Source organism: Puniceispirillum sp. (SeqCode) (assembly GCF_965657105.1).
Lineage (GTDB): Bacteria > Pseudomonadota > Alphaproteobacteria > Puniceispirillales > Puniceispirillaceae > Puniceispirillum.
In genome coordinates, this window is the sequence record NZ_CBFHNB010000055.1 from 1 (window position 1) to 15,678 (window position 15,678).

The window sequence follows — 15,678 nt, forward strand, 5'->3', positions numbered from 1 at the left end:
AGATGCCAGCATCTTTTGAACACGTTCGGTTGGCTGGGCACCTTTGCTCATCCAGAATGAAATGCGTTCGTTATTAAGGGTCACACGCTGTTCGTGGTCCTTCGGCACCATTGGGTTATATGTACCAACCCGCTCAACATAACGACCATCACGTGGCGACGCTGCCTCGGCAACAACGATACGGTAAAATGGACGTTTTTTAGCACCACCACGTGCAAGTCTGATTTTCAATGCCATGAATTTTTCCTCTCACAGGCTTATTAAATACTTTGGTTAAACGAGACCATATGATCCCAAGACTATTTCTTATCTTCAGGAGGTTTGCTCCCCAGTCCGGGCAAACTGCCAGGTAACCCACCTGATAATCCACCTGATAATCCACCGGGCATTTTACCTCCCAATCCTTTTGCAAGCGCGCCCAGGTCAGGCATGTTGCCACCACCCATAGCACCGCCCATACCGCCACCACCAAACGGGCCACCGCCACCAAGTAGGGCTTTCATGGCAGACGCGCCACCTTTGCCGCCAAGCTTTTTCATCATTCGCGCCATATCCTGATATTGCTTTACCAGACGATTTACATCCTGCACTGATGTGCCGGATCCGGACGCGATACGTTTCCGGCGTGAGGCATTCAGCAAGCCCACCGAAATACGTTCCTTTTTGGTCATCGACAAGATAATGGCTTCCTGCCGTTTGATCATATTGTCATCGACACCGGCAGCGGCGATCTGTTTCTGCATTTTACCAATGCCTGGCAACATGCTCATGATACCGCCAAGTCCACCCATTTTCTGGAGCTGACGAATCTGGCTAAGAAAGTCATTCATATCAAACTGGCCTTTGGCCATACGCCGGGCCAGACGTTCGGCTTCTTCGGCCTCGATGCTTTCAGCGGCCTTTTCAACCAGCGCAACCACATCGCCCATGTCAAGAATACGGCCAGCCAGACGCGCCGGATCAAATTCTTCGAGCGCATCCTGCTTTTCGCCAACACCGACAAACTTGATCGGACAGCCGGTGATCTGCCGCATCGACAGCGCCGCACCACCACGCGCATCACCATCAAGACGCGTCAAGACAATACCGGTAACACCTACCGCATCATTAAATGCCGAAGCTGTCGTTACCGCATCCTGACCTGTCATGGCATCGGCAACCAGCAATATTTCATGTGGATTGGTCGCGGCGCGGACATCGCGTAATTCGGCCATCAATGCTTCATCAACACTGATTCGGCCTGCCGTATCCAAAATAAGCACGTCATAGGCCTGTAATTTTGCCGCTTGCAAAGCGCGCTTGGCAATCTGTACGGGTGACTCGCCATCAAGCTCGGGCAGAATACCGGCTTCGGCCTGTTCACCAAGACGTCGTAATTGTTCACGCGCGGCCGGACGTGTCACGTCAAGCGAGGCCACCATTACCTTTTTGCGGTCACGTTCACGTAAACGCCGCGCCAATTTACCGGCAGTCGTGGTTTTACCCGAACCTTGCAGACCTGCCATCAGAATGACTGACGGCGGGTTTGTGCCTGTCATCAAAGGAGCCGGATCACCCCCAAGCGCATCGATAAGCGCGTCATTAACCAGCTTGATAACCTGTTGATCTGGACGCACCGATTTCAGAACTTCGACGCCAACCGCGCCTTCGCGCACCTTTTCGATAAAGGTTTTGACAACGGGCAAGGCAACATCGGCGTCAAGCAAAGCCAGACGAACTTCGCGCAAAGCCGCATCAACATCGCCTTCGCGAAGCGCACCGCGCTTGGCAAGGCCGTCAAATACGCCGGCTAATTTGTCCTTCAGATTCTCAAACATAACGTTCCATATCTACTTATCGATCCGTTCCAAAGCCCAAACCATATGCCCAGCAGACCAGCGATTACATGAATGCGCCATAAAAGCATTTACGCACCCGTGCTCGAAAACTTCAAGGACGTGTGGAACCCGCTAAGGTCTGATAGTCGGCGATGGCCGGATGTGCATCTCTATTGCGCCAAACTGGCAAATTTGTCAAGCTGTTCTATGTTTTTCATATTATCAAAAATCCTGAAGATTTTTATCCAGCCTGTCATCCAGCCCTTTTTGCTATTACTGGCAGCACTGCTATGCCGCCTGTTCAAAAACCGGCGCTGGGCGCGGCGTTTGACCATAGCGGCGGTGATCTTGCCGCTATTATACGGCTTTGTGCCGCTATCACATATCCCGCTTCAATTTCTTGAAAACCGCTTTGATGTCCCAATCCTTGAAGGTCGTCCGCTTGATGGCATTATCATTCTGGGCGGTCATACAGGCTATGGTGAGATTTCCGAAACCAGAGGTCAGCCGCAATTAAACGCGGCCGCCGAACGCTTTACAACCGCGCTTCACCTGCATCGCCAATTCCCTGATATGCCGATCTTATTTACCGGTTTTTCCGGCGCGTTGGTGCCGAAAGGATGGTCGGAAAATCAGACAATCAAACGTCTGCTTGACGATCTGGGCATGGCTGACTCACCAAACATCCTATTTGAGGATACCAGCCGTAACACCTATGAAAATGCGATCAACAGCGAAACTTTACTATCCCCTCAACCCGGGTCATTCTGGGTTCTGGTCACATCAGCGTCGCATATGCCGCGGGCGGTTGGCAGTTTCAGAAACGCCGGATGGAGCGGGGTGATCCCCTATCCGGTTGATTACCAGACCTTGCCAAGCGGATTTTCACATATCTGGGATTTGCCACGCGGCCTGCGGACGATGGCGATCGTATTTCATGAATATGTCGGCCTATTTGCCTATTGGTTAAGTGGCAAGACCGATGCCTTAATTCCAAAATAGGCAATTCCGAAATAGGCACCTGGCCATAAGCTTAGCAAACCCTAGTCGGTATCGATACCGACCAGCGCCTTGGCAAATTCGGCCGCGGCAAAGGGTTGCAGATCATCCGCCTGTTCGCCAACCCCCACCGCATGCACTGGCAGACCAAATTCTTCGGCTAGGGCGACGACAACGCCGCCTTTGGCTGACCCGTCAAGTTTGGTGACAATCAGGCCAGTCACATCGGCAACCTCTCGAAAGGCTTTAACCTGACTGATCGCATTCTGACCAACGGTGCCATCCAGAATAATCACCGAATCATGTGGCGCGCTGTCATCAAGCTTGCGCATCACCCGCACGATCTTGGCCAGTTCATCCATCAATTCGGTTCGGTTTTGCAGACGCCCTGCCGTATCAACTATCAGAACATCTATATTAGCGGCCTTGGCTTTTTCCAGCGCTTCATACGCCAGTGCCGCCGCATCACCACCTTGGGCGCCAGCGATCACTTCGGTGCCGGTGCGTGCGCCCCATATCTGCAATTGTTCGATAGCCGCCGCCCGGAATGTATCGCCAGCCGCCAACATGACGCTTTTGCCTTCATCCCGCCATTGCTGTGCCAGCTTGCCAGCCGTGGTTGTTTTTCCTGACCCATTGACCCCAACCAGCAAAACCACATGCGGTGCATGCGTGGCGTCAATCTCCAGCTTTTGCGCAACTGGTTCCAGAATTTCTGTGATGCCATCTGCCAGCGCCTGACCAAGCGTATCAGAATTAATCGGCCCGTCGAATTTATGCTTGCGCATCCTGTCCGCAAGACGTTGTGCCGATGCGGTGCCAAGATCAGCACTGATCAGCGCATCTTCAACCTCTTCGAGCGAGCTGGCATCAATACGTGCCCCGCCAAACAGATTGCTCAGCGATGATAGCGAGGCTGTCACCTTGTTTGTTGATTTACCAAGTCCGTCTTTAAGTTTCTTGAACCAGCTCATTTTACACTCTTTCGGCAATCAGCTCTTGACCGTCACGATCCGTTATTTTTACATCAACCAGCGATCCGGCAGGCACATAATCACCTTGTAGTCGGATTTTCGAAAAATTACGGCCATGCCCTTTATTGCCTGACTCGACCAGAAGCTGATCAAAACTACCGATTGAATTATCCAGCAGATGTGACAGCCGTTCTGATCCGATATCCCGCAGGGACGCCGCCCGGTTTTTTATATCGGCGGCGGCCACTGGTGGCATCGATGCGGCTGGCGTGCTTGGACGTGGTGAATAGGGAAAGACATGCAGATGCGTAATACCGGCGCGCGCGATCATATCGCAACTTGCCTGATGTGCGGCATCATCCTCGGTTGGAAATCCGGCAATCATATCAGCCCCAAATACGATATCGGGGCGACGGCGCCGTGCTTCATCACAAAAACGAATGATATCACGCCCCAGATGCCGCCGCTTCATGCGCTTTAATATCAGATCATCGCCATGCTGCGCAGAAATATGCATATGCGGCATCAGCCGGTCATCATCGCCCAACACCGCCATCAATTCGGCATCGCCTTCGGCAGGATCAATCGAAGATAGACGCAAGCGTGGCAAGGCCGGAATTTCACGCAACAAGGCACGGACTAAGCGCCCTAGACGCGGACGACCTACCAGATCACTACCCCATGAGGTAATATCAACGCCTGTCAGAACAATTTCGCACGCCCCCCCATCAACCAGTGCTTGTGCCGCATCGATAATCTGATGCAGACCGGCTGAACGGTTATTGCCGCGGCCATAGGGGATGACACAAAAGGTACAGCGATGGTCACAGCCTTGCTGGATTTGCAAAAAGGCGCGGGTATGTTCCTGAAAGCCATCCAGCATATGCGATGCCATTTCGCGCACCTGCATGATATCGCTGACCACTTTGGCCGCCATCCCTTCACGGGCATCTTCACGGGCATCTTCACGGACATCTTCACGGGCATCATCAAGACGGGCGGCAGAGGCAGACCCAAGATCACGCCAGCTTTCTGCCTGAAGCTTGTCATGATTGCCAAGCACCACATCGACTTCATCCATGCTGGTCCAGTTTTCGGCCGCGATTTGAGCAGCACATCCGGTCACGATAATCTGGCTATCTGGATTTTCACGACGCGCTTTACGGATCGCTTGTCGCGCCTGTTTTTCGGCTTCGGATGTCACCGCACAGGTATTGAAAATGATCGCATCCTGCACACCTGCCGCGGCGGCTTTTTCGCGAATGACTTCGGACTCCCAGATATTCAGACGGCAGCCAAAGGTTTCGACTTGCGGCGTATTACGCTTTGGCATGATGAGTCCCAAACAAGGCTGAAATCGAATCATCCAGAACGCCATGTCCGACATAGGTCACCGGACCGGTCATAATGACCTCGCCGCCATCGGTGCCGTTATCACGCCATTCGATAAAGACCGAACCGCCATCCATCACGATTTCTGACGACCGCCCGCCTAGCCCGCGCCGATACGCCGCAACACCAACCGCACAGGCACCTGACCCACAGGCTTGCGTGATGCCAACACTTCTCTCCCATACGCGCATACGGAATTTTGCATCATCCAGCTTCTGCACAATCGAGATATTGGCACGATCAGGAAACATATCAGCATGTTCCAGCTTGGGTCCGATAGCTTCAAGATCGATAGCCGCCACATCATCGACGAACATAACCGCATGTGGATTACCCATCGATTGACATACCGCCAAGGCAGGCGCATCCGCACCAAGATCAACATGCAACGTATCCTGCGCACGTGCCAGCGGCACCTGTTGCCAGTCAAGCCGCGCCGCGCCCATATTGACCGCTATTAGATCGGCATTTCCAATCCGGCTTTGTCCAGCAGATAATATCGTGCTTTTGGTTTCTATAAGCAGGCGATCAACACCTAAATCACGCATCACATAATCGGCAACACAGCGGGTACCATTCCCACAGGCACCAGCAACCGAACCATCTTGATTCAAAATCTGCATAAAAATATCAGCGTTATCGCTTGGCCGGATAATCAGCAACTGATCACAGCCAATGCCAAGCCGGCGATCAGCGACAAGGCTGGCAGCGCGCACGGATATATCCGCACCTATACCACTATCGGGATCGCGGGCATCCAGAATGACAAAGTCATTACCAAGGCCATGCATTTTCAAAAATGTGATCATGCTTTTGCATATACGCCACTTTATAATGCCGTGCAAAGTCTTTCCCGCCAAAGGTGACTAGCAAAGGTGGCTGGCAAACAGAACGGGCATAGGGAACAACAAACGCTAAGAACAGATCATAAGGTAATAATCGTGGGTACGTGATCCGATGGTTTTTCCGCATTTCGGTAATCTGTCAGTATCTCGGCTTTGCTGACCGCATTAGCAAGGTCGGTACTAACCCAGATATGATCCAGCCGACGACCACGATTATTGACCTGCCAGTCGCGCGAACGATAGGACCACCATGAATAAATCTGTTCGTCATCGCCAAAATATGCGCGTACTGGATCATGCCAGCTTCCCTTGGCCATCAGGGCTTTCAGCCCATCAGTTTCAACGGGTGTATGGCTAACCACTTTTAACAACTGTTTCGTTGACCACACATCTTCGGCCAGCGGCGCGATATTCAGATCACCAACCAGCACCGCATTTTCTGGACGGTTTTGGACAAAATGCGCGGTCATCTCGTCAAGAAAGGTCAATTTATGCGCAAATTTGGGATTTTCGTCCGGATCAGCAACATCACCACCAGCTGGCACATAGAAATTATGGATCGTCACACCGCTTTCGGTACGTGCCGAAATATGGCGGCAATCCTGCTTGCCTGCCCAGTTTATATGCGCAATATCGATAAGCGGCGTGCGTGATAATATCGCCACACCATTATAGCTTTTCTCACCACGAATCGCCTGATGCGCCCAGCCAGCCTCAGCAAAGAACTCCGCCGGAAAACTTTTATCTTCAGTTTTGGTTTCCTGCAGACACAGAACATCAACATCACTTTCGTCCAGAAACTGCTTTACCAGATCACGCCGCAGACGCACCGAATTGATATTCCAAGTCGCTATTTTCATTTATGTATCTATCTCAGCTTTGCTGATTAAATTGATATCTGCCAAATATCTGTCGGTAGTGTTGTTAAGCATACAGATAGAAGGGATTAGTTCGAATAGTCGCTTTGCCGGAATAGCTCATTCTGGAATGTCAGGCCGAATTTCATATTCTGCAAGGTCACGCTGGTGGTGACACCAACCGAATCACGCACTGTCCATTTGCGTAGCTGAAACGGTTTCAGACTGAATTCCAACGCCAGATCACCTGCCGCTTCGCCGCTTTCCTTGCGCAAATAGATCGTCGCAATGCCGTCTGCCACACGCGCACTAGTTTGAAAATCATCAGCGCGCAGAACAACCTTTTCCTTAAGGATCAGTGACAAAGCGGTTTCCGAAATCGGATAGCTTGTCACGCGCTTTTGCTTGGGCTGGTCAACATGCAGCCAGACAGGCGTGGTGATCAGAATCAAGCCATCATCACCTTCATATTCGATTTTCATCCGGTGCGGACGTCGCAGATATAAGGTGCCTTCGGCAGCACTGCCATCCGATGAAATTTGCGTGAAGTCCGCCTGCATTGTGGTCAAATCGGCGAACCAGTTCTCGGCGGCGCTCACGGTATCGGCGGCCTGTGCTGTCAGGCTCAACTGCATCATAAGGATGATGAAAACAAACCCTAACGACAGACGCTTCATCCTTGTGTTAAAACCCATTATCCGCCTCATCCGTTATCAGCACATCGCGCTTGCCCACATGGTTGGCGGCGCTGATGATGCCGTTTGATTCCATTTCCTCGATAATTGTGGCTGCGCGATTATAACCGATTTTAAGATGTCGCTGCACAAAACTTGTCGAGGCTTTCTGCTCGCGCACCACAAGTTGGACAGCTTGCTCATAAAGGCTATTTCCGGTCGGCAAAACCCCGTCCATAGCACCACCCCCGCCGCCATTATCATCTTCGGCATCGGCAACCACGCGCTCATCATATTCAGGCTCACCTTGCAGGCGCAGAAAATTGGCAACCGCTTCGACTTCGCCATCTTGCACAAACGGGCCATGCACACGCATCACGCGGCCACCCCCTTCCATGAACAGCATATCACCGCGCCCCAGCAATTGTTCGGCACCTTGTTCCCCTAGAATTGTGCGGCTATCGATCCTTGAAGTAACCTGAAAACTAATTCGGGTCGGGAAATTAGCTTTGATCGTACCGGTAATCACATCAACCGATGGCCGCTGGGTTGCCATAATCACATGAATGCCTGCCGCCCGCGCCATCTGCGCCAGCCGTTGCACCGCCGCTTCAATTTCCTTGCCTGCCACCAGCATCAGATCGGCAACCTCATCGATCAGCACGACAATATAGGGCAGGGGCGCCAGATCGAGAATTTCTTCTTCATGGATTGGCTTGCCGGTTTCTGGATCAAATCCGGTCTGCACACGACGCGTCAACGTTTCGCCCTTGGCGCGCGCCTCGGCAAGACGCTCATTATAGCCGGTTATATTACGCACGCCCATCTTCGCCATATTGCGATAACGGTTTTCCATTTCGCGCACTGCCCATTTCAGCGCCACCACCGCCTTTGACGGATCGGTTACCACCGGGCTAAGCAAATGCGGAATCCCATCATAAACCGATAATTCGAGCATTTTCGGATCAATCATAATCATCCGGCAAGTCTCTGGTGTATGGCGATAAAGCAAAGACAGGATCATCGCATTGATCCCAACCGATTTACCCGATCCGGTGGTGCCTGCGACCAGCAAATGCGGCATTTTGGCCAGATCGACAACAATCGGCGCGCCCGCAATATCTTTACCAAGCGCCATCGGCAGGGCGTTGTTATTTTCACGCCAGACAGCACTGTCCAGAACATCACGCAAAATCACCGTTTGCCGGTCTTCATTCGGTAATTCAATACCTATCACATTCTGGCCTGGCACAACCGCAACGCGCACTGATATCGCGCTCATCGAACGGGCAATATCATCCGCCAGCGAAATCACCCTTTGTGATTTTGTGCCAGGTGCCGGATTCAGATCATAGCGAGTGACCACAGGGCCATAACGCACATCGGCGATATTGCCTTTAACGCTGAAATCAGACAATACAGTTTCCAGCATATTGGCATGTTCCTGTAACACTGCCTTGGCGGGCACTGTTACGCTTTTGCCTGGCGCCTGTAACAGCTTTTGCGGCGGTAATTTGAATCCCGTAGCGGCATCGAAATCAAGCACTGTCTGTTTGCCCTTGCCAGCTTTGGTCGCGCGTCCGGCGGTTTTGGTTTCGGCCTCATCGACGCTGGCACCTGCCACCAGAACTGGTTCCTGACGCGTTTTGTTATTGCGTTTTGGCTTGGTTTTCTTGACTGGCTTTTCAACGCTTTCGTCACGCGCCATCATATTGCCAGCCACGCCAAACACGTTTTTTATGCTTCCTGTTATACTACCGGTTACACGTCCTAATCCCAGCCCCAATCCTAGCCATTGCTGGCGTGACAGGGCGGCTGACCACAGCCAGCTCCAGACACCAAGAACCCCAAAAGCCAGCCCCAGATAATGCGCTGTGCCAAAACCTAATATTTCGGGTAGAGGATCAATAAATTGCAGTGACCATCCCAGCACTAACGCCCCGGCAGCGCCGCCAAGCGCGGTCGCCCCACCACCAGCTAGACCCTGAATTGCTGCGGCCAGTAAGATCAGACACAAGGGTGCCATAAAGAAACGGATACGAAAATGAGTGATAACCCGCTTGCGGATAAGCCTTATACCCCACAGGATCGGGATTGCAGCCAAGGCAAAAGAGCCAAAACCAATCGCGCTTAGTAGACCCGATGATAGATTGGCCCCGATCGGGCCCAGCCAGTTGCGCACGATCGCATTTGATGCAGTGCTCCATGACGGATCGCCACTATGCGCGCTGGCAAGGGCAGCCATGACCAGACAGCCCAGCCCAAATAGGCACAGGCCAACCAGCTCCATCAGACGATGCTGGAGAAAGCGGGCAACCGCGGTAGATAAAAGTGGTTTCTTTTCGGTTTCGTCCTGCATATCTATGCTGATAGTTCCATTCTTTTCGGCCTGTAATCTATAACAGCCAGTATTCGTCGTCACCCAAATATTAAAGGCATGTAGCGTGGGTGCCCCGGTAAATTATTAAGTCAATTATTAAGTCAAATGTTAAGTCAATTAATGTCTATTTAGCCTGATATAAAGTGGCAATACGTGCCAATGCCTGATCGATCACCGCATGTTCATGCACCAAAGCCAGCCTTACATATCCGCGCCCCGGATTACCTGCTGCTGTTTCGACCCCCATATATGATCCGGGAATAGCTTTTACCGCTTGTTCAGTCATTAATCGTTTTACAAACTCTATATCATCCCCAACCGACAACCACAGAAAGAAACCGCCAGCTGGGGCGGTGATACCAAGATGCTGTTCGGCTAGGGCAAAAGAATGGTCATAATGTGCCCTAATTTTGGCAACATGCGCTTCATCTGCATATAGATCGCTGGCAATTTCCAGCAATGGTGTCGGCACCAGCGACCCGCCATTACCAATCAGCTTTAGATACAGCCCAATCACTGACCTGTCGCCAGCCATGAAACCCGCGCGGATACCCGCCGCACCAGACCGCTTCGACAGTGAATTCAATATCACCATGTTATGCAAGGGATCATCGACGCCACTATCCAGCAGCAACGCCGCCGCGGCTTCTAGCAAACCCGTAGGCGGCGAACCACGCCAGATATCCGCATAGCATTCATCCAGCACCAGCAGAAAATCATAGCGCCGCGCCAAACCAAGCGCCTTTTTCAGATAGTCGAGATCCATAACATAGCCATGCGGATTGGTCGGGCTACATAGATACATGATCGTTGTGCGTGCATATATCTCCGCACTGATCGCATCCAGATCAGGCAGAAAATTATGCGCCACATCACTATTCATAAAAATAATCTCGCTACCGCTTGCCAGTCCCCCCGCGCGCCAAGCGTGATAGAACGGGTTCGTCACCAGCGCCACCGGATCGGGCTTGGTGCCTTGCACCAGATTGCCCAGCATGAAAAGCGGTTCGCGGGTGCCGGTTACGGGCGCGATTGCCCTATCGACATCAACCAGTCCGGCTGCCTCTGGCCAACGCCGCGCAATATAATCACCGATGGTTGCGCGAAAACGGCGGGTGCCATTGGCTTTTGGATAAAATTGCCAACCCTTATTATAGGTCTGAATCCCATCGGTCAGTATTGATGACACCGGTAGTTGCGGCTCGCCAATCGACAGATCAAGCATAGGTTTGTCTTCTGGCACGGCCACATCGGCCAGCAACGCCCGAAGCTGAACAAACATATTGCCATCAAAAACCGAATAGTCGGGGTTTAACTTCATGGTCACGCCTTAAGATATAAACCTACGTCCATAACAGCATGAACGTGGTATAGTTGTATTGCATGCCGTCCGAATGGGCAATCGTAACCCCACCTAGATGCACCGGCCTTCATGCACAGCCCGAATGAACCAGCTAAAATCAAAGCAAGGATGAACTGGCGATCTGCCAACAATTAATTATATAATAGATCAACAATCGCTGAAAACGAACCTCTGATTAATCTCTTTACCGCTTCGGGCACCCTTAATCTTTACGGACAGCATGATAAAAAAACCTGCCATCTTTATTGACCGCGACAATACCCTGACCCACGATCATGGTTATACATGGGATATTGCCGATTTTGCGTGGATTGACGGGGCGGTTGAGGCGTTACAGTTATTTGCGAATGCTGGGCTGGATATATTTATCGTCACCAATCAGGGTGGTATTGGGCGCGGCTTTTTCACCGAGGCCGATATGCACGCTTTTCATAATCATTTACAAAACGAACTTGGCAAGGCGGGTGTCACCATCACCGATATTGCCTTTTGCCCACATCATCCTTTGGCCGTTATCGAGGATCTGAAAACTCCTTGTGCATGTCGCAAGCCTGCCCCAGGCATGATACTCAATCTTGCTGAAAAATGGGCGCTAGATCTATCACGCTCGGTGATGATCGGCGATAATACAAAAGATGTCGAAGCAGGCCATCATGCAGGCTGTCATGCCTATCGTTTTGAAGGGGGCAATCTGGCAACTATGGCGCGGCAAATACTGCAACAACATTTTAAGGGGTGATAATGCCAGATAAACAGAAAAATGATCCCAAAACAGCTGAAATTGTCATTTCTGGTGGCGGTCTGACGGGTCTGATGATGGCCATCACCTTGGCACATACGCCATATGATGTGACATTAATTGATCGATCCTCTGGCATTGACCGATCATCCGGCAGTGACCCTGCTTCGGCTAATAGCGCCGAAGAAGCCGCATCAATCCCGCGTGATCGACGCACAACCACAATCCATGCCGCAGGTGCCAAAATGCTCGATTGTCTTGGCGTCTGGTCATATCTTGCCGATAAAGCCGCACCGATCTGGCATATGCATGTGGCCGAAGGTGCCGCCACGGCAACCACCAACAAACATAGCCAGGCCAAAAGCGATTTTAACCTGCACTGGTCGCATGATGACGCGCCCATGGGTTATGTTGTTGAGAATAACCATCTATTTGCGGCTCTAAAAAAACGCCTTACCAGCACAAATGTCAGATATATTCAAGATGAGACGATCAGCTCATTATCCATTAGCGGCCAGAAAGCGCATATGACATGTGCATCTGGTCGCGCTATATCATGCGATCTGTTGATCGCGTGCGATGGTGCTAACAGTCCGCTACGTAAATTAGCAGGGCTAAAGACCCGCGCTGCTTCGCATCGGCAATCGGCCATTGTCGCGGTTCTGAAAAGCGAAAGGCCGCATGGCAACAGTGCCTTTCAACGCTTTCTGGTTGGCGGGCCCATTGCCTTGATGCCGATGCCGAACAATCTGCTTTCGCTGGTCTGGACATTACCTACCCATGAAGCTGACGCGCATATGGCGATGGATAATAGCCAGTTCGACAGTGCCTGTAACGCTGCCTTTGGTTATGATCTGGGTCGTCTGACTGTTGATGGTGATCGGCTTTTATGGCCATTGGCACCCGCGCTCAGCCTGTCTCCAACCAGTGACAATATAGTGCTGGCAGGCGACGCTTTTCACGCCATTCATCCACTTGCCGGACAAGGTTATAATCTGGCGCTTGGTGATGCCGCCGTGCTCGCCGATTGTTTGGCACAGGCGCATCAGCGTGGCCTGACCGCCGGTCATCCATCGGTCTTGCGTGATTATGCCGCTGGCCGGAATGTCGAAGTGCTGGCGATGAGCGCGGTGACAACCGCTTTGAATAATCTGTTTTTCAACATGCCGCGAAGCGTGCGCCGACTCAGTGGCATTGGCATGAGTCTGGTCAATGCCTCACCCTTAAAACGGACACTCAGCCATATTGCCGCGGGTGGCAAACTTAACAAGGCGTCCTTGATGCAGGGTAAATTACCGCATTAAGCGTATGATTACCGGTGCAGTCCTTCTGCCGCCAGCCGTGCTTCATAGGCCTGCATTAATTCGTCTTTACGCATGCCGTAATCAAATAGCAACGCCCAGCTGAACAGACCAGTATTATGACCATCGTCAAACGCCAGACGCACGGCATAATTACCTACTGGTTCAATATCCTTGATCCGGACATTACCTTTTCCGGCAGGAGTTTTTTTCTGATCCGGAGCATGACCCTGTACTTCGGCTGATGGTGATTCAACCCGCAATAATTCCGCAGGCAAGGTCACCAGATCACCTGTATCAAAGGAAATCGTTAGCATATCCTTGGTTGGTGACAGGCGAATTTCCTGTGGCAGAGGAAAGCTGGTTGGTGCGGTCATTACATCGTCCATTATCTGAGTAAAATTATCTAGGCTGGCACATCATTATCATCGAGGTCACGGGCTTCATCGATCAGCATGATTGGCACCCCGTCGCGCACCGGATAGGCCTTACGCGCCTGAACACTGATCAGTTCGTTGGTTTCGGCATTATACACCAACGGGCAACGCGCAATCGGACAAACCAGAACATCCATCAAGGTTGGATCAATCATCATTTCACTCCCATTCGTCACATCATCAGTCTTTTTATCATTCGTCATATCAGTGGCGCGACTCATGCGGGCTTTCATCGCCGTGAATGGCCATTTCCATCATCGCCATCAACAGGTCGGCACGCGCTTTCAATGTTTCGGCTTCTAGCAAAGCTTGCTTTTCGGATACATCAAACGGGCATACCATAGCCAATGTGGTCAACAGCTGCACATTTTCGGCGCGCTCGATATTATCCCAATCAGCGTCAAACCCCTTGATTTCAAAATAGCGGCGCATAATCGCCAATAGCGGCTCTTTTTCCAGCGCCATATCATCGGCAATCATATCAGCAGCAAAGCCATCCCAGCGGACATTGGCCAGCCGGAATCCGCCATCTTGCACCACGTCATCATCCAACCTGAACCGGCAAATCCCATCCAGCGAAATCATCAAACGGTTGTCATCTGTCTCTTGAAAATAGCTGATGCGCCCAGCACAGCCAATAGTGAACAGATCGTCTTTATCACCCTGCATTGAAGGCTGAATCATACCGATCATACGGGTTGGCGTGGTTAGCGCAAATTGGCACATTTCCAGATAGCGCGGCTCGAAAATATTCAGCGGCAATTGTCCACCTGGCAACAGCACCGCATTGGCCAGCGGGAAAATTGGCAGCTGGGATGGCAGATCGCCAAAATCTACAGCAAAGGGTGATGACACCATAATGTGAAAATCCTTTCAAACGTGATCATACGCAACCTAGTCCACCATAAGACAAATTATTGCGGCTTTATCTATCTGGATCGTCTTACGAAAACAGTAATGTTGATAGCTTGCGTCGTGCTTTCATAACATCGGGATTCGCAACGCCAATCGAAGTGAAGAAATCAAGCAACTGCACCCGTGCCGCTTCGTCATTCCAAGTCCGATCAATGCGGATCGATTCCAGTAATTGTTCCATCGCCGCGGCGTTTTCACCAACAGCGAACAAAGCCATCGCCAATTCCTGACGCGCATCCAGATTTTCGGGTTCGGCGGCCACAACAGCACGTGCAGCTTCCAGCCCGCCAGCTGATTCCGCCGCCCGTTCGGCAAGATCAAGCGCCGCAATCGCGGCGATGATCGCCTTGTTTTCCTTATACTCATCACTGAGCTGATCTGCCACCTCGCGCGCGCTGGCATGATCGCCCATGCCAGTCAGACAGCGAATAACACCGCCAAGCGCTTCGGCTGATTCAGGATCAGCTTCCATCGCTTGCTGGAAATGCGTCATTGCCGCGGCAAAATCCTGTTGGTCAACCGCTTCGTTGCCAGCCTCAATCATGCTGGCCGCATCGGCGCCACCGCCACCACTGGCAATCAGCTTGGCGACAAATTGCTTGATCGATGATTCGGCCTGCGCCCCGGCAAAGCCATCAACCGGCTGGCCATTCACAAATCCGAAAACGGTTGGGACTGATTGTACCCGCATCTGCTGGGCAATTTCGGCATTCTCGTCAATATTGACGCGCACCATTTTGACTTTGCCAGTATTGGCGCCAACGACCTTTTCCAAAATCGGGCCTAGCTGTTTGCACGGACCGCACCAAGGCGCCCAGAATTGCACGATGACCGGCATCTGCGACGAGCCATCGATCACCTCGGCCATAAAATTATTCATATTTACATCGACAGGGGATGCATTTGCACCAGCGATGATCTGTTCCATATCAGCCTCAAATTTAACGTCGTCAATTATTTATCATACCTTCATCTGAGGCATGTC

General features: G+C 51.7%; 16 protein-coding genes. 3 read left to right on the forward strand and 13 right to left on the reverse strand.

The genetic code is table 11. From position 1 onward, the window contains the following. Positions 1–237: 30S ribosomal protein S16 (gene rpsP, locus ACTF7Q_RS08225; RefSeq protein WP_438997360.1), on the reverse strand; the 237-nt coding region annotated here is incomplete at its 3' end. 62 nt (positions 238–299) lie between these two features. Beyond that, positions 300–1,817 carry a signal recognition particle protein gene (ffh, locus tag ACTF7Q_RS08230; protein ID WP_438997361.1) on the reverse strand — a complete coding sequence of 506 codons (1,518 nt, stop codon included), beginning with the start codon at positions 1,815–1,817 and terminating at the stop codon, positions 300–302. A 72-nt stretch (positions 1,818–1,889) separates the two neighbouring features. Here ffh and ACTF7Q_RS08235 point away from each other — a divergent pair, with 72 nt between their 5' ends. Continuing rightward, on the forward strand, positions 1,890–2,819 hold the full coding sequence (locus ACTF7Q_RS08235) for a YdcF family protein (protein ID WP_438997362.1): 930 nt from the start codon (positions 1,890–1,892) through the stop codon (positions 2,817–2,819). A gap of 41 nt (positions 2,820–2,860) precedes the next feature. On the opposite strand, the gene ftsY is transcribed toward ACTF7Q_RS08235, so the two are convergent. The 7 genes from ftsY to ACTF7Q_RS08270 all read right to left on the reverse strand — a co-directional run bounded on the left by ftsY (position 2,861) and on the right by ACTF7Q_RS08270 (position 11,259). After that, on the reverse strand, positions 2,861–3,790 hold the full coding sequence (gene ftsY / locus ACTF7Q_RS08240) for a signal recognition particle-docking protein FtsY (RefSeq protein ID WP_438997363.1): 930 nt from the start codon (positions 3,788–3,790) through the stop codon (positions 2,861–2,863). A gap of 1 nt (position 3,791) precedes the next feature. Next, positions 3,792–5,123 (reverse strand): tRNA (N(6)-L-threonylcarbamoyladenosine(37)-C(2))-methylthiotransferase MtaB, encoded by a 1,332-nt coding sequence (mtaB, locus tag ACTF7Q_RS08245; RefSeq protein WP_438997364.1) that lies wholly within the window; start codon positions 5,121–5,123, stop codon positions 3,792–3,794. Further along, positions 5,110–5,991, reverse strand: coding sequence for a diaminopimelate epimerase (gene dapF, locus ACTF7Q_RS08250; RefSeq protein WP_438997365.1), 882 nt, complete (start codon positions 5,989–5,991; stop codon positions 5,110–5,112). Before dapF ends, mtaB begins: the two co-directional genes overlap by 14 nt. Before the next feature lie 116 nt (positions 5,992–6,107). Continuing rightward, on the reverse strand, positions 6,108–6,887 hold the full coding sequence (gene xth, locus ACTF7Q_RS08255) for an exodeoxyribonuclease III (RefSeq protein WP_438997366.1): 780 nt from the start codon (positions 6,885–6,887) through the stop codon (positions 6,108–6,110). A gap of 86 nt (positions 6,888–6,973) precedes the next feature. After that, entirely contained in the window at positions 6,974–7,561 is a 588-nt protein-coding gene (locus tag ACTF7Q_RS08260) for a LolA family protein (protein ID WP_438997367.1), read from the reverse strand. 7 nt (positions 7,562–7,568) lie between these two features. Beyond that, a complete protein-coding gene (locus ACTF7Q_RS08265) occupies positions 7,569–9,917 on the reverse strand; it encodes a DNA translocase FtsK (protein ID WP_438997375.1) in 2,349 nt (782 codons plus the stop codon). A 145-nt stretch (positions 9,918–10,062) separates the two neighbouring features. After that, a complete protein-coding gene (locus tag ACTF7Q_RS08270) occupies positions 10,063–11,259 on the reverse strand; it encodes an aminotransferase class I/II-fold pyridoxal phosphate-dependent enzyme (RefSeq protein WP_438997368.1) in 1,197 nt (398 codons plus the stop codon). Between the two features lie 262 nt (positions 11,260–11,521). Between ACTF7Q_RS08270 and ACTF7Q_RS08275 the strand changes: the two genes are divergently transcribed. Beyond that, entirely contained in the window at positions 11,522–12,040 is a 519-nt protein-coding gene (locus ACTF7Q_RS08275) for a D-glycero-alpha-D-manno-heptose-1,7-bisphosphate 7-phosphatase (protein ID WP_438997369.1), read from the forward strand. Positions 12,041–12,042: 2 nt separating this feature from the next. After that, positions 12,043–13,344 (forward strand): FAD-dependent monooxygenase, encoded by a 1,302-nt coding sequence (locus ACTF7Q_RS08280; RefSeq protein ID WP_438997370.1) that lies wholly within the window; start codon positions 12,043–12,045, stop codon positions 13,342–13,344. Between the two features lie 8 nt (positions 13,345–13,352). Here ACTF7Q_RS08280 and ACTF7Q_RS08285 read toward each other — a convergent pair whose 3' ends face one another. From ACTF7Q_RS08285 to trxA, 4 genes are all read right to left on the reverse strand, one after another. Further along, complete coding sequence (locus ACTF7Q_RS08285) at positions 13,353–13,718, reverse strand: gamma-butyrobetaine hydroxylase-like domain-containing protein (protein WP_438997371.1); 366 nt, start codon at positions 13,716–13,718, stop codon at positions 13,353–13,355. A 29-nt stretch (positions 13,719–13,747) separates the two neighbouring features. Continuing rightward, positions 13,748–13,999 (reverse strand): Trm112 family protein, encoded by a 252-nt coding sequence (locus ACTF7Q_RS08290; RefSeq protein WP_438997372.1) that lies wholly within the window; start codon positions 13,997–13,999, stop codon positions 13,748–13,750. Beyond that, positions 13,983–14,636, reverse strand: a complete 654-nt coding sequence (locus ACTF7Q_RS08295) for an LON peptidase substrate-binding domain-containing protein (RefSeq protein ID WP_438997373.1) — start codon at positions 14,634–14,636, stop codon at positions 13,983–13,985. The genes ACTF7Q_RS08290 and ACTF7Q_RS08295 overlap by 17 nt, the downstream gene beginning before the upstream one ends. Before the next feature lie 85 nt (positions 14,637–14,721). Then, entirely contained in the window at positions 14,722–15,621 is a 900-nt protein-coding gene (trxA, locus tag ACTF7Q_RS08300; protein ID WP_438997374.1) for a thioredoxin, read from the reverse strand. Positions 15,622–15,678 lie beyond the last annotated feature (57 nt).